This window comes from Bryocella sp. (assembly GCF_058498515.1).
The window spans coordinates 56,594-70,702 of record NZ_JBMHYI010000043.1; the positions used below are offsets into that span (position 1 = coordinate 56,594).

General features: G+C 63.4%; 11 protein-coding genes. 7 read left to right on the plus strand and 4 right to left on the minus strand.

The features are described 5' to 3' along the window. Positions 1 to 27 precede the first annotated feature (27 nt). Together AC5E6W_RS12720 and recN are read right to left on the minus strand one after the other, a co-directional pair. Positions 28 to 1,059, minus strand: a complete 1,032-nt coding sequence (locus AC5E6W_RS12720; protein WP_491752681.1) for a 4-hydroxy-3-methylbut-2-enyl diphosphate reductase — start codon at positions 1,057 to 1,059, stop codon at positions 28 to 30. Between the two features lie 386 nt (positions 1,060 to 1,445). Continuing rightward, entirely contained in the window at positions 1,446 to 3,152 is a 1,707-nt protein-coding gene (gene recN, locus AC5E6W_RS12725; RefSeq protein ID WP_491752682.1) for a DNA repair protein RecN, read from the minus strand. 241 nt (positions 3,153 to 3,393) lie between these two features. Between recN and AC5E6W_RS12730 the strand changes: the two genes are divergently transcribed. The 6 genes from AC5E6W_RS12730 to AC5E6W_RS12755 all read left to right on the plus strand — a co-directional run bounded on the left by AC5E6W_RS12730 (position 3,394) and on the right by AC5E6W_RS12755 (position 8,986). Beyond that, on the plus strand, positions 3,394 to 4,209 hold the full coding sequence (locus tag AC5E6W_RS12730; protein WP_491752683.1) for a MotA/TolQ/ExbB proton channel family protein: 816 nt from the start codon (positions 3,394 to 3,396) through the stop codon (positions 4,207 to 4,209). Continuing rightward, complete coding sequence (locus AC5E6W_RS12735) at positions 4,209 to 4,622, plus strand: ExbD/TolR family protein (RefSeq protein WP_491752684.1); 414 nt, start codon at positions 4,209 to 4,211, stop codon at positions 4,620 to 4,622. The genes AC5E6W_RS12730 and AC5E6W_RS12735 overlap by 1 nt, the downstream gene beginning before the upstream one ends. A gap of 117 nt (positions 4,623 to 4,739) precedes the next feature. After that, positions 4,740 to 5,531 (plus strand): TonB family protein, encoded by a 792-nt coding sequence (locus AC5E6W_RS12740; protein WP_491752685.1) that lies wholly within the window; start codon positions 4,740 to 4,742, stop codon positions 5,529 to 5,531. 128 nt (positions 5,532 to 5,659) lie between these two features. Then, a complete protein-coding gene (locus AC5E6W_RS12745) occupies positions 5,660 to 7,006 on the plus strand; it encodes a translocation protein TolB (RefSeq protein ID WP_491752686.1) in 1,347 nt (448 codons plus the stop codon). A gap of 167 nt (positions 7,007 to 7,173) precedes the next feature. Further along, positions 7,174 to 7,971 carry an OmpA family protein gene (locus AC5E6W_RS12750; protein WP_491752687.1) on the plus strand — a complete coding sequence of 266 codons (798 nt, stop codon included), beginning with the start codon at positions 7,174 to 7,176 and terminating at the stop codon, positions 7,969 to 7,971. Positions 7,972 to 8,041: 70 nt separating this feature from the next. Next, on the plus strand, positions 8,042 to 8,986 hold the full coding sequence (locus AC5E6W_RS12755; RefSeq protein WP_491752688.1) for a tetratricopeptide repeat protein: 945 nt from the start codon (positions 8,042 to 8,044) through the stop codon (positions 8,984 to 8,986). Positions 8,987 to 9,061: 75 nt separating this feature from the next. On the opposite strand, the gene AC5E6W_RS12760 is transcribed toward AC5E6W_RS12755, so the two are convergent. After that, positions 9,062 to 10,123, minus strand: coding sequence for a dihydrodipicolinate synthase family protein (locus tag AC5E6W_RS12760; protein ID WP_491752689.1), 1,062 nt, complete (start codon positions 10,121 to 10,123; stop codon positions 9,062 to 9,064). Positions 10,124 to 10,168: 45 nt separating this feature from the next. Between AC5E6W_RS12760 and AC5E6W_RS12765 the strand changes: the two genes are divergently transcribed. After that, positions 10,169 to 10,672: a hypothetical protein gene (locus AC5E6W_RS12765; protein ID WP_491752690.1), complete on the plus strand. Its 504-nt coding sequence runs from the start codon at positions 10,169 to 10,171 to the stop codon at positions 10,670 to 10,672. A gap of 63 nt (positions 10,673 to 10,735) precedes the next feature. Here the strand turns inward: AC5E6W_RS12765 and carB are convergent, their stop codons facing one another. Continuing rightward, on the minus strand, positions 10,736 to 14,023 hold the full coding sequence (carB, locus tag AC5E6W_RS12770; RefSeq protein WP_491752691.1) for a carbamoyl-phosphate synthase large subunit: 3,288 nt from the start codon (positions 14,021 to 14,023) through the stop codon (positions 10,736 to 10,738). Positions 14,024 to 14,109: the final 86 nt, after the last annotated feature.

Sequence of the window (14,109 nt, forward strand, 5' to 3'; positions counted from 1 at the left end):
CCAGGCCGGACCCTCTCCGGCGAAGCACTAAGCCTGAGCCGCTGGCCGTGCCGGCGTAATCGCCTGCACAATCTCCGGCGGCAGGCCGAAGCGAACATTCTCGGGCATCACTTCAACCTCTTCGACCGAGCCGTAACCTTTGCCCTGCAGATACTGGACAACTTCCTGCACCAGAATCTCAGGCGCAGACGCGCCCGCCGTAATCGCAACCGTCGATACGCCCTCGAGCCAGCTCGGCTCGATATGCTCGGCCTTGTCGATCAGGTACGAATGCGTTCCGAGGTTCTTCGAAACCTCGACCAGGCGATTAGAGTTCGAGCTATTACGCGAGCCCACTACCAGCACCAGGTCCGCGCCATGAGCCACGTTCTTCACCGCCGTCTGGCGGTTCTCCGTGGCGTAGCAGATGTCCTGCGCGTGCGGGCCGGCGATGTTCGGAAACTTCTTCTTCAGCGCATCGATCATCGTCGCCGCTTCGTCCAGCGAGAGCGTGGTCTGCGTCAGGTAGGCGACCTTGTTCGGATCGGGAACGACGAGCTGCTCCACCTCTTCCGGAGTCGAAACCACCTGCGTCACGGTCGGGGCTTCCCCCTGGGTGCCCTCAACCTCTTCGTGATCGCGATGGCCAACGAGCACCAGCGAGTAGCCCTGCTTGGCGAACTTGATCGCCTCCAGATGCACCTTGGTGACCAGCGGACAGGTCGCGTCGATCACCTTGAGGTTGCGCTCCTTGGCGCGCTGGCGAACCGCCGGCGAGACGCCGTGCGCGGAGTAGATCACGCGCGCACCCTCGGGCACTTCATCCAGCTCATTGACGAAGATCGCGCCCTTCTGGGCAAGATCGTTCACCACGTAGCTGTTGTGGACGATCTCCTTGCGCACGTAAACCGGCGCTCCAAACGTGTCCAGCGCGATCTGCACAATGTCGATCGCGCGCACCACGCCGGCGCAGAAGCCGCGAGGCTTCAGCAGCAGAACCCGCTTGGTGGCGCTGGTTCCGGCCGTGCTTTCCTGGTTTTCCTGGGGGGCTGCAACGGGATCGGCGAGGGTAGTGGTCACCCACTAAGTATACCCAAAGTGGTCGGAATTCGCAGGACACGACGCACCGTGCCCGGTGCAAAACTCCCCGGGAACGATGCGCCCTGCCTCCTGCGCGACAAACGGCCCATCGCGGAACGACTCACGCGAACGGCTCTGCCGCTGACCCTAGACCTTGCCGGTGCAACCCGGATGAGGGCAGTCGCAGGACAGGGTCTGGGTTCCGACTGCATCCTCGCAGATCTGGGAGCAGAACTTCTTGCCGTCGGTGCAGATACAGGAACAGTTCTCGTGCGCACACTTCTTCGGTTCGGACATTTCAGTCTCCTGGACTCGTTGGAATGCAGATTTTGCTTGCTGCGTGGTGAGAAGCAGGACCGCCGGGACGGGTTGCTCGCACGATTTCCCTATCGCGCCTGTTCGAGCATCTTCTCCGCATGCCGCAGCGATGTATCCGTCAGCTCCGCCCCCGAAAGCATGCGCGCGATCTCCTCGATCCGCTCATGCGGGTCGATCTGCCGCACCCCAGTCTGCGTGCGCCCACGCTTCTCGCTCTTCTCGATGAGGAAATGCTGATCCGCAAACGCCGCGATCTGCGGCAAATGCGTAATGCAGATAACCTGCTGCACCCGGGAGAGCGCCTTCAGCTTCTGACCCACCGCCTCCGCCGCGCGGCCGCCAATGCCAATGTCGATCTCGTCGAAGACCAGCGTGCGCGGCAGCTGCGTCTTGCGACGCTTCGCCGCGGCGTTCTCGCCCTCTTCGACCGACACCTTCAGCGCCAGCATCACGCGGGAAAGCTCGCCGCCCGATGCGACCTCCGCCAGCGGCTTCAACGGCTCGCCTGGGTTCGTCGCGATCGTGCAGGCGATGTTGTCCCAGCCCGCCGCGCTCCAGTGCGAAGTCTCTTCGCCCGGCGTCACTTCCACTGCAAAGCGCGCATTCATCGCCAGCTCGTTGATGTGCCGCTCAGCAGTCTTCGCCAGCTTCTTCGCCGCAGCCTGGCGCTGCGCGGTGAGATTCTTCGCCGCAGCTTTATACACGCCCGCCGCCGCGGCTAGCTCCCGCTCCAGCTGAACCTGCAGCTGCTCGCGGTTCTCCATCTCGCCCAGTCTGCGCTCCGCATCCTCGCCAAATGCAATCACTGCAGAAAGCCCCGTGAGCGCCTCAAAGTGTCCATACTTGCGCTTCAGCCGATCCAGTGCCGCCAGACGATCCTCGATCTCCTCCAGCCGCTCGGGCGAGGCCGTTACATCGCCGGCGAAGTCCCGCAGCGTCGTGGCCACATCCTCGATCGAGGCCTTCGCCGCATTCAGCTGCAACAGCGTCTCCGCGAACTTCGGCTCAAAGCGCGCAAGCTCTTCGACATGCCGGATCGCCGATCCCAGCAGCGACTCCGCCGAGACCTCTGCCTCGTACAGCAGCTCCTGCGCAGCGTTGGCCGCCGAAAAGAGCCGCTCGGCATTCGCCAGCACGCGCTTCTCCGTCTCCAGCCGCACATCCTCCTCGGCATCGGTAATTTTCGCCGCCCCAATCTCCTTCGCCTGGAAGCTCCACAGGTCGATCAGACGCAGCCGGTCCTGTTCCGCGGACCGCAACTCAGCCAGTCGGGCAGCGATCTCGCGCCAGCTCGCATAGGCTGTGGCCGTCAGCTCAGTCGTGATGTCTCCGTAGCGATCCAGCAACAGCCGCTGCTGCTCCGTATCGAAGGCAATCAGCGTCTCCGACTGCGCATGCACCAGCGCCAGCTCCGGAGCCAGCGCCCGCAGCACGCCCACCGTCGCCGGCTGGTTGTTGATGAAGACTCGTCCCTTACCTGTGGCGCCAATCTCCCGCCGCAGCAGGATCTCATCGCCCTCGGGATCAATCCCGTTCGCTTCGAGGATCGCCTCCGCACCTGGCGTCGACTCGAAGACACAGCCCAGCACAGCCCGTTCAGCCCCGTGGCGCACCACATCGCTAGAACCCTTGCCACCCAGCAGGAGCGCCAGCGCATCGATCAAAATCGATTTGCCAGCGCCGGTCTCGCCCGTCAGCAGGTTCAGCCCCGGGCCGAACCCAGCAACTGCGTGGTCGATGACAGCATAGTTTTCGGCGCGAAGTTCGAGCAGCATACTGTGGGAGCAGGCAGTTTCAACGTGAGCATAGCAGGGCCGCTTGTGCGTCCGTCGCCACGTGCACTCGCAGATACCTTTGCGCAACACCTGGCAGAAATCTGCGTCGAAGCCCTAAGCGACATTAAGCGGCATACGGCGGAACCGCCTGCCAGTACCATCCAAGACTACGGGCCCGCATTTGCTCCTGCTCAGCGCGCCACCTCAATCGAGTAACGACCTACGAGTACACTGGAAGCCGATGATTCTGTACGCCCTCGCCCTGCTCCTGCAAGATTCGTCCGCCTCTCCCCTCGGTCCACCGCCGGCGGGAGCCCACCAGAGCGCCATCGTGGAGATGGTCCGCAACTCCGGCCCTGTCGCCATGACCGTGCTGGGCATTCTGCTCATCGCCAGCATCTTTTCCTGGGCCATCATGATCTCCAAGTGGCGTTACTTCCGCGCCGCCGACACGCAGAATCGCCGCTTCATTCGCGCCTTCCGCAAGTCGGGCCGCTTGAGCGAGATCGCCGCGTTGGCCGACCAGTTCCGCCCCAGCCCGCTGGTCGAGATTTTCCGCGAGATCCACGATGAGTACCAGCGCCAGGGCGGCCGTGGTGTTCCGCCCAATCCGCAGGCCCTCGAGCGCGCTGCCCTCACCGCCGCCAGCGAATCCCTCACACTGATGGAGAGCCGCATGACCTGGCTCGCGACCATCGCCCAGTCGGCCACCTTCGTCGGCCTCTTCGGCACGGTGATGGGCATCGTCGACGCCTTCCACGGCCTCGGCACGGAGGGCGCCGCAACCCTGCGCGCCGTCGCTCCGGGCATCTCCGAAGCCCTCATCACCACCGCCGCCGGCCTCGTCGTCGCCATCCCCGCACTGGTGGGCTACAACCAGCTCACCGCGCGCCTTCGCGAGTTTGCCTCGCGCATGGATGACTTTGGCCGCGAGCTGCTCAACGCCATCGAGAACGCCGCGCTGATGAGCGCGCAGGGCCGCGACGGCTACTCCGGCGTGCATCCCACCGCGCAATCCCAGATCCCGCAAGACGACCCGAGGCGGAGGGGCTACTAATGGCCTTCTCGACCCGCGGCCGTACGCAAACAGCCCTCGCCGACATCAACATCACGCCACTCGTCGACGTGGTACTGGTGCTGCTGCTGATCTTCATGCTCACCGCGCCGGTGCTGCAGTCCGGCATCCTTGTCGCCGTACCGCAGACCCGCTCCGTCAACCAGCTCACCGAGGTCCACACCGTCATCACCATCGACAAGGATCGCAACGTCTACCTGCAGGACAAGCTGGTCAACGTGAACGCCCTCGCCGACGCCCTGACAGCTCTGCCCGAGCCCAAGGACACCAAGCGCGTCGTCTACGTTCGCGCCGACCAAAGCGTGCCCTTTGGAGCCTTCGCCTCCGTCATGGAAGCAGTGAAAACCGCAGGCGTCACCAACATCAGCATCGTGACTCGGCCAGTGGAGCAATAGCGCAACGGAAGAAGCATTTCCTCCTCGCTCAATACCTCAAACCTCATCGCTCTACAGCTACCCGACTTTGAGCAGGCAACAAACTTCGAACAAGATCGAGCATTTAGAACCCAAACGATGAGCACGACCGCAATCCAGCATCGCAGCATGGCCTCCGAAGAACGCTTCGGAGGAGGGATGGGCCTCTCCATCTCGCTGCACCTGCTCGTGGTCGCGGCCATCGCTGCAGCCGCCTGGACAGGCCTGGTGATGCACGATCACTGGGGCGGACCGCAAGCCAACGCCGGAGCCATCCAGGCTTCCATCGTCTCCGCCATTCCCCTGCCCCAGAAGGCTGCTGCCGTGGACAAATCCGTCCTCGCTCCAGAGCACGCCAGCGAAGCTCCCGCGCCTCCACCGAAGGTCGAAACCCAGCCTCCGCCCAAGCCCACCGACATCGAGGTGAAGGCCAAAACGCAGCCCGCCAAGGTCGCGCCCATCCCCACGCCTGCGCCGCCCAAGCATCCCCAACCCACGCCCGAAACCACCAAGGCCGCCAGCGGTGAAGTCGCGACGCAACTTCCCATGTCCGTAACCCAGGTGAAGAACGGCACTGCTAGTCTGACTGTGCCCGACCGCGTCTATGGCGCACGCTACGGCTACTACTTCGGAATCATCGGCCGCAAGGTCGCGCAGAACTATTACACCGACACCATCAATGCCGGTGCATCCAACGGGAAGAACGCGGTCGTCGTCTTCGACATCGAGCACGATGGCACCGTGCAGAATCTTCGGCTCTATCAACGCAGCGGATCACCCACCCTGGACGCCGCAGCCATGGCGGCCATCCAGCGCATCGACACCTTCGGTCCGCTTCCGGCCGGCGATCACATCACCATCGAGTACAAGTTCGACTTCCACACCCAGTAAGCGCGCCTGGGACACCGATCCCGCAGCACGCCACGGGTCCCCAAGTTGTTGTCTTCCAAGCTGCTGATTCCCACCGAAGCAGCGTCTACCATTCTTGAGAGGAGATCATCCTGAGTCTCGACAGCGTGATGAAAGCCAGTACGTTGAAGACCGGTACCGTCCTTCTTGCGGCGCTCCTGTGCAGCACGGCAGCGTATGCGCAGGACTGGTACCACATGGAGATCGACAAAGGCGCGGCGGACAAAATCCGCATCGCCGCGGCAGACTTCAAGCCGCAGAGCGCCGACGCTCAGGTCGTCTCGGAGAAGCGCGCCTTCGACGCCACGCTCTTCGCCGACCTCAGCGCCGCCGGCATCTTCGACATGGTCTCGAAGTCCATGCAGCCCACGGCAACCCCCGGCTCGCAGCAGGAGATCAACATCGCGCAGTGGGCCGCCGCTCCCACCTCCGCCTCCATGGTGGCCTTCGGCAACCTCAACGTCAGCGGAGGCAAGCTCGTCGTCAACGGCTTCCTCGATGACACGAAGAACTCGCAGTTCCCCCTCATCTTCTCCAAGGTCTATACCGATGATGCCAGCGACGACGCCGCCCGTCAGGTGGCGCACCGCTTCGCCGACGAGATCATCTTCCGCCTCTCCGGCGGTGTCCCGGGCATCGCCGAGTCGAAGATCTACTACATCCGTCTCGTCGGCGAAGGCGTAAAGGAAATCGCCGAGATGGACTACGACGGCGCCAACCAGCATGTGCTGACGCACCTCGGCACCGTCGCCATTTCGCCCCGCGTCTCTCCGGACAACTCGCGCGTAGCCTTCAGCGCCCTCTCGCGCGACGGCTTCCAGATCAAAATGTACTCGCTGCTGCTGAACCGGCCGGTAGCCTTCCCCACCGCCGGGGGCTCGAACATCTCGCCCGCCTGGGGTCCCGGCGGCAATCAACTCGCCTTCTCCTCCTCCCGCTCCGGCAAGAACGATATCTGGGTCTCCGACCCCCAGGGTGCAATGGCCCGCCGCCTCACCAGCTTCGGCTTCGACGCCTCGCCCACCTGGAACCCCAAGACTGGAGCCCAGATTGGCTTCATCAGCGGACGCACTGGCCTGCCGCAGCTCTACATCATGGACTCCGACGGCAGCGGCGTGACCCGCATGACCGATGGTGGCTATGCCTCCTCGCCCTCCTGGTCGCCCAACGGCCAGTTCATCGCCTTCGCCTGGGACCGCAAGTATGGCCCCGGAGCTCCCGGCGGACAGGATATTTACGTCATGGAAGTCGCCACCAAGCGCTGGATCCAGCTGACCCATGACATCGGACGCTGTGACTTCCCCACCTGGTCTCCCGACGGCCGCCATATCGCCTTTGCGAACTCGCCCGATGGCCGGGCGAACCACACCCGCATTATGGGGATGCTGGCGGACGGCACAGACAGGAAAGCACTCACGGGCCCGGGCGCTGACATGCCCAACTGGAGCTGGAAGTGAGAGTTTCGATATAATAAACACGTATCGCTACACGATACATGTTAGCGCGGTCTGGCTCCCCGCGCAACTCTCAGAGACCTCGGCGGCTACGACGGGCGCAGGCGATTGACCCAACGGGACTGCCAATCTTGCACTAGAAAAAGATTCCCATCTTCAGGAGTTTAAGGATGATGCGCATGGCGAACGGATGGAACACTGAGTTGAAGACTGGGCGGAGGATGCAATCGGCGATCGTCGCCGCCATGGCTTCCCTGCTGATGCTGGCTGCGGCGGGCTGCCACAAAAAGGAAAGCGCGCTGCCGCCCCCAAGCGCCGAAGCGCCAGGCAACGTGGCGGCTCCGACCGCGACCATCACCGCCGACCCGCTGGCGATCGACCTCGGTCAGTCCGTCGTGCTCAACTGGCGCACCACCAACGCGACCAGCGTAAGCATCGACGGCATCGGGCAGGTCAACGTCAACGGCACCACGACCGTCTCCCCGGCGAACTCCACCAACTTCCACCTCGTCGCCAAGGGCGATGGGGGCACCACCGAAGCCAACGTCCGCGTCACCGTGCGCGTCCCAAGCCTGCCCACTGGAGCCACCGGAAACGACGAGAGCAGCAACATGGGCTCCGACGCGGAGTTCAAGGCCAACGTGAAGGATATCTTCTTCGACTACGACAGCTACGAGCTTCGCCCGGACGCGCAGACCTCCGCCTCTTCGGCCGCGCGTTACCTCACCGCCCACCCCGGGGTGAAGGTGCTGATTGCCGGTTACTGCGACGACCGCGGCTCTGCCGAGTACAACATCACCCTGGGTGAGAACCGCGCCAGCTCCGCCAAGACTGCGCTGGTCAACGCTGGCGTAGCCCCCGGCCGCATCCGCGTCGTGAGCTACGGCAAGGAACGCCAGTTCTGCACCGAGGAGTCCGAGAGCTGCTGGCAGGAGAACCGCCGCGCCCAGTTCTCACTCGATCGCTAACGCCGACGCGAGGCCGAAGCCAGCCTTCGGCCTCGCGTGAGGCGGTTTACCTCCAGGAGCAAGTTTCCCCATGACTACCGACCGCAACTTCCGCGCGACCTTCCGCAGCACGGCCACCGTCGCTCTTCTCGCGCTAGGCCTCAGCACCACTCCGGCCCACGCCGTCAACAAGGACATGGTCCAGCTGCAGACCCAGGTTCAGGAGCTGCAGGATGCGGTCGCGCGCCTGACCCAGGCCAATGACGAGCGCATGGGCGTGCTCAAGGATCTCGTACAGCAGACCGCCGACTCTGTGAACAAGATGGGGATCACGGTGAACGGCCTCCAGCTCAAGCTGCAGAACGTGCAGGACGCGGAGTCAGCCAAGCACGACCAGCTTTCCGGCCAGGTGCAGTCGCTCAATGACTCCATCGACGAGCTGAAGGCGCGCCTCGGCCGCATGGAGAAGGCTCTCGGCGATATCCAGGGGCAGCAGGCCGCGGCAAACTCCATCCTGCAGAGCCTGCCTCAGGCGGTGCCTTCTCCAGCGGGCGGAGGCGCACCACTCCCCACAAACCCTCCGCAGGGGGGCCTCAGCGGACCAGCCCCCACAGCCTCGCAAGCCGCAAACGACCCCAACGCAGCGCCGCAAAACCCCGGCCTGCCAGCCGGAGACATGTACCGCACCGCGTACGGTGACTACGTAACCGCCAAGTACGGTCTCGCGTCGACTGAGTTCGAGAACCTCATCCAGGCCTACCCGAATGACAATCTCTCCGGCAACGCCTACTTCTACCTCGGCGAGATGAGCCTGCGCAGCAACAAGCCCAGCACGGCCATCAAGGCCTACTCCCAGGTCATCGACAACTATCCCGACAACTCCAAGCTGCCCGCCGCGCGTCTCCACCGCGCCGAGGCGATGATCGCGACCAAGCAGAACGACAACGCCCAGCGCGAACTCCGCGCGCTGATCCAGCGCTATCCGAACTCGCCCGAAGCGATGCAGGCGAGGACCAAGCTCGCATCAATACGATAGATCGAGGTCGGTCAATAGAAGACCACGGCAAGTGCCATGGCCTTTTGCTTCGCCTGAACTGAGTCTCGCAGATTGTCAGTTCTTCACGCTGCCCAAGGCTCGCTCCACGAGCTCCTTATCCCCAGCTGTCAGCGCAAGACGCGGCAGCCGTGGTGGGCCGCCGTAGTACCCATTCAGATCACACCCATACTTGATCGCCGCGATCCCCAGCGCCGTAGCAACATCGTCAACCGCAGCGAGCCGTGCAGCCTTGAGCGTCGCCAGCGCCGGATCGCCATCCTTGAAGGCTGCGAAGACCTCATGGCATCCCTGCGGCGCAGAGGCAGCCAGCGCCGGCATCACTCCCGGAACGCCAGCCTGCAGCAGTTCGACCGCACCCGCGATCCGTCCCGCAGCGATCACCTGGAAGCCGACGACCTTCGTCCGCGTCTTGATCGCCGGAGCCACAGGAGTGATTGCAACGGCTGTACCGCCCAACTCGCCGACAATTCCGATGGTGACCAGATTGGTCGCCACGGTCTCAGGCTGCAGCATCCTGCGTGTCACGGGGGCGAAGATCGCCGTCACCGCGACCTCACGGCGAATCTCCTTCGTCGCCGCAGCAATGGCCTCAAAACGCACGATTGTAAGCCCGGCGTCGTAGAGCCCAAGGATGTTCGGGTGCTGCGCGAGCGCTGCCGCCTCGGAGACCGAGAGCGTCGCCCCAATCCCCTGCGCATCGCTGTAGAGCATCACTGGCAGCGGCGATCCATCCGCAATAGCGCGGAACCATACCAGCCGTTCCTCAGGCTTCAGCGTGGCGACATCGAGCGGTGCCGCCGCCAGGACAGCATCGAAGCCCGCAGCCTCTGCCTTCGCAGCAATCGCGAGTGCCGAGCGCACGCTGCTGCGCGGCAGCCCCGCAATCAGCACCTTCTCCTTCGCCGCTGAATCCGCGATGGTCGCCAGCGCATCTGCAATCTCGCTGTCCGACAATCCCTCCCCCTCGCAACCGGGGGCGAACGCCACCAGGGCCGAGACCGGCGTCAGGGAGTACCGTCGGACGTTGTGCTCCAGCTTGCGCAGGTAGCTGCTCTGGTCGAGGTAAAACGGCGCGGTCAGGGGGACGTGGATGCCTTCGATGAACATAAGTGTCATTCTCAGTTTAGTCCGGGGCATCCTACACTTCAGGCAGGATGTTCGATGACCGGCGCCTCAGCAGATAAGCACAACAAATCGATAGGTGACCTGGGCCGCGAAGCCTCCTGGTTCGCAGCTCACTGTCTCCTTACGCTGGCGGTGGTGATGGCGCTCGTCATCGGGATGGGCTTTACCCGCCCTGATCCCGCAGAGCCCGCGCCAAAGCTGATCCTCACGGCCCTTAGCTTCGGTGTGGCAGCCATCGTGGGCGCCCTCGTCACCCGAGTCACGGGAAATCGCGTCGGCCGCTATGTGTGGATCGCCGGCCTGATCGTGCTCCTCGGAGCTTCGGTCTGGGTGATCGACCTGCAGACCGGCCCCGGCCTATGCGCCGAGTGCGGCCCTGGCCATCTCACCCTCCGGTTGTGGCGAACCTTCTTCGACTTCTACCACGGCAGCGGGCTCATGGACGGCGCCGGACCCCTCGTAGGTTGCTGGATCCCCGTCGCGATGGTCGGCTATGCCATCGGCGCGCAGCTCGGCGCACCAGCCCCCGAAGAAATCTAACAAGCTACAGACAATAGCGGCGCACCCTCAGGGATGCGCCGCTGTCTATCTTTGCTACCTCGTCTACTGTGCGACCGGCTCAGCCTTGCGCGACGCGTGCAACTCCTGCAGCGACTCCACCGTGATCTTGCCGCGCTGCAACGCCGAGATGCCCTCGGCAGCCGCATGGGCCGCGGCCAGCGTGGTGATCGTCGGGATACGCGCATTTACCGCGGCGCGCCGAATGGCCTGCTCATCGAAGACCTTCTCCTGCCCACGCGGCGTGTTGATGATGAGTTGAATGCGATCGCCCTTGATGAGGTCGACCACATTCGGACGGCCCTCCTTCACCTTGAAGACGCTCTCCACCTGCAACCCAGCATCCTCCAGCAGCTCGGCAGTGCCGTAGGTCGCCACCAGGCGGAAGCCCATGTCGACGAACCGCTTCGCCAGCGCCGCAACGAGCGGCTTGTCGTGGTCGTTGACGCTGAAGAAGACCGTCCCGCCGGTCGGCAGCACCTGGCCGGCAGCCATCTGCGCCTTGGCGAAAGCCTCGCCGAAGGTGCTCGCCACGCCCATCACCTCGCCCGTCGAGCGCATCTCCGGACCGAGGATCGGATCCACTCCCTGGAACTTGCCCCATGGGAACACCGGGCTCTTTACGAAGAAATGCTCTCCGGTCGAGAGGTCCTCACCGCTTGCGACGGCATCAGGCAGCAGATCGATCAGCTTGCGACCCGTCATCAGCCGCGATGCGATCTTCGCCAGCTGAATGCCGGTCGCCTTCGAAACATACGGCACCGTGCGCGAAGCGCGCGGGTTCACCTCAATGACGTACACCGTGCCCCGCTGTACCGCGAACTGCAGGTTCACCAGGCCGATGACATCCAGCGCCATTGCCAGCTTGCGCGTGTAGGTGCGGATCATGTCCAGCACATCCGGCGTTAGGTCCACCGAAGGCAGCACGCAGGACGAGTCGCCCGAGTGAATACCCGCCTCCTCGATGTGCTGCATGATGCCGGCGATGACAACATCGGTACCGTCGCACAGCGCGTCGACATCGACCTCCATCGCGTCCTCGAGGAAATGGTCGATGAGGATCGGCTTGTCCTGCGAGTACTCAATCGCGCTTGTCATGTAGCGCACGATGTCCGCATCATCGTAAGCGATGACCATCGCGCGGCCGCCGAGCACGTAGCTCGGACGCACCAGCACCGGATACTCCACGCGACGAGCACCCGAAAGAGCTTCGTCGACGTTGGTCGCAATCGCGCCCTGCGGCTGCGGAATCTTCAGCTCGGTGATGAGCTTGCCAAAACGCTTGCGGTCTTCGGCAAGATCAATCGACTCCGGGCTCGTGCCGATGATTGGCACGCCCGCATTCTTCAACGGCATGGAGAGGTTCAGCGGCGTCTGGCCGCCGAACTGCACGATCATGCCGATATCCGCACCTGCGGCAGCCTCATGCTCATACACAGCCAGCACGTCCTCGAGCGTCAGTGGCTCAAAGTACAGGCGGTCCGAGGTGTCGTAATCGGTCGAGACAGTCTCAGGGTTGCAGTTCACCATGATCGTCTCGTAGCCGTCCTCGCGCAGCGCGAACGCCGCGTGGCAGCAACAGTAGTCGAACTCAATGCCCTGCCCGATGCGGTTCGGTCCCGAGCCCAGGATGATGACCTTCTTCTTGTCGGTCGCCTGGAACTCATCCTCCTCGTCGTAGCAGGAGTACATATAGGGCGTGAAGCTCTCAAACTCCGCAGCGCACGTATCGACCAGCTTGAACACCGGCTTGATGCCGAGCTCACTACGCAGCGCAGCGACCTTCGCCGCGCCGTCCTTGTCGTCGAGCTTGAGCGCCGCAGCAATGCGCGCGTCCGAAAGCCCCATCCGCTTCGCCGAGCGCAGCGTGTCTTCATCGAGCTTGCGATAGCCAATGGCTTCCACTGCCTTCAGCTCATCCGCGATCTGCTTCATCTGGTGCAGGAACCAAGGGTCCATGCCCGTAAAGCGCACCGCATCGCGCACGCTCATGCCAGTATCGAAGGCATAGCGCAGATATGACAGACGGTCCGGATGCGGCGTCACAAGCCGCTGGCGCAAACGCCGAGGATCGATGTCATCCATCACGCCCTTCTTGCCCGTCTCCAGCGAACGCACCGCCTTCATCAGCGATTCCTTGAAGGTGCGCCCAATGGCCATCACTTCGCCCACAGACTTCATCTGCGGCCCGAGCGTCTCATCCGCGCCGGGGAACTTCTCGAACTGCCACTTCGGAATCTTCACCACAACATAGTCGATGGTGGGCTCGAAGCATGCCGGCGTGGCCTTGGTGATATCGTTCTGCAGTTCGTCGAGCGTGTAGCCAACAGCGAGCCGCGCCGCGATCTTCGCAATCGGAAAGCCCGTAGCCTTCGAGGCCAACGCCGACGAACGCGACACGCGCGGGTTCATCTCGATGACCGTCATCCGGCCGTTCTGCGGGTTCACCGCGAACTGCACGTTGCTTCCGCCAGTCTCCACGCCGATCTCGCGGATGACCGCGATCGACGCATCGCGCATGCGCTGGAACTCGCGGTCGGTAAGCGTCTGCGCGGGCGCCACGGTGATCGAATCACCCGTATGCACGCCCATCGGATCGAAGTTCTCGATCGAGCAGATGATAACGACATTGTCCTTCAGGTCGCGCACCACCTCCATCTCGTACTCTTTCCAGCCGAGCACGCTCTCTTCGAGCAGGCACTCGTGGACAGGCGAGAGATCGAGACCGCGGTTGAGGATCTCCATCAGCTCTTCGCGGTTGAACGCAATGCCACCGCCCGATCCGCCCAGGGTAAAGCTCGGGCGGATCACCACCGGGAAGCCCAAAACGCCAGCGAACTCAAGCCCGTCGCGAAGATTGTTGATCAACTTCGACTTCGGCATGTCGAGCCCGATCTTCGTCATCGCGTCCTTGAACAGGAGACGGTCTTCAGCCTTCTTAATGGCCTCGAGCTTCGCGCCGATCAGCTCCACACCCAGCTCGTCGAGCACGCCGGCATCGGCGAGATCGACGGCAAGGTTCAGCGCGGTCTGTCCACCCACGGTCGGCAGCACGGCAAACTTGCCGAGCTTCGGATCGAGCAGCTCGACCTCCTTGCGAAGAATCTCCGTGAGGTAGGTAATGGTCAGCGGCTCAATGTACGTGCGGTCGGCAACGTCCGGGTCCGTCATGATGGACGCCGGGTTCGAGTTCACCAGCACGACCTCATAGCCCTCGGCCTTGAGCGCCTTACACGCCTGCGTGCCGGAGTAGTCGAACTCGGCAGACTGGCCAATGACGATCGGACCGGAGCCGATCACCAGAATCTTTGCTATGTCATTTCTACGTGGCATGTTTGAGTCAGTCGAATAAGCGCTTCGTGTCTTGATTATCGCTCATGGAGCGGGCGATACAATGTACCCCACCGAAAGCAAACGGG

What these genes read in the sequence shown, in the direction of transcription:
- AC5E6W_RS12765 (WP_491752690.1), top strand. Translation starts at nt 10,169, where the DNA reads ATGACCGGCGCCTCAGCAGATAAGCACAACAAATCGATAGGTGACCTG.
- carB (WP_491752691.1), bottom strand. Translation starts at nt 14,023, where the DNA reads ATGCCACGTAGAAATGACATAGCAAAGATTCTGGTGATCGGCTCCGGT.
- AC5E6W_RS12755 (WP_491752688.1), top strand. Translation starts at nt 8,042, where the DNA reads ATGACTACCGACCGCAACTTCCGCGCGACCTTCCGCAGCACGGCCACC.
- recN (WP_491752682.1), bottom strand. Translation starts at nt 3,152, where the DNA reads ATGCTGCTCGAACTTCGCGCCGAAAACTATGCTGTCATCGACCACGCA.
- AC5E6W_RS12730 (WP_491752683.1), top strand. Translation starts at nt 3,394, where the DNA reads ATGATTCTGTACGCCCTCGCCCTGCTCCTGCAAGATTCGTCCGCCTCT.
- AC5E6W_RS12740 (WP_491752685.1), top strand. Translation starts at nt 4,740, where the DNA reads ATGAGCACGACCGCAATCCAGCATCGCAGCATGGCCTCCGAAGAACGC.
- AC5E6W_RS12750 (WP_491752687.1), top strand. Translation starts at nt 7,174, where the DNA reads ATGATGCGCATGGCGAACGGATGGAACACTGAGTTGAAGACTGGGCGG.
- AC5E6W_RS12760 (WP_491752689.1), bottom strand. Translation starts at nt 10,123, where the DNA reads ATGACACTTATGTTCATCGAAGGCATCCACGTCCCCCTGACCGCGCCG.
- AC5E6W_RS12745 (WP_491752686.1), top strand. Translation starts at nt 5,660, where the DNA reads ATGAAAGCCAGTACGTTGAAGACCGGTACCGTCCTTCTTGCGGCGCTC.
- AC5E6W_RS12735 (WP_491752684.1), top strand. Translation starts at nt 4,209, where the DNA reads ATGGCCTTCTCGACCCGCGGCCGTACGCAAACAGCCCTCGCCGACATC.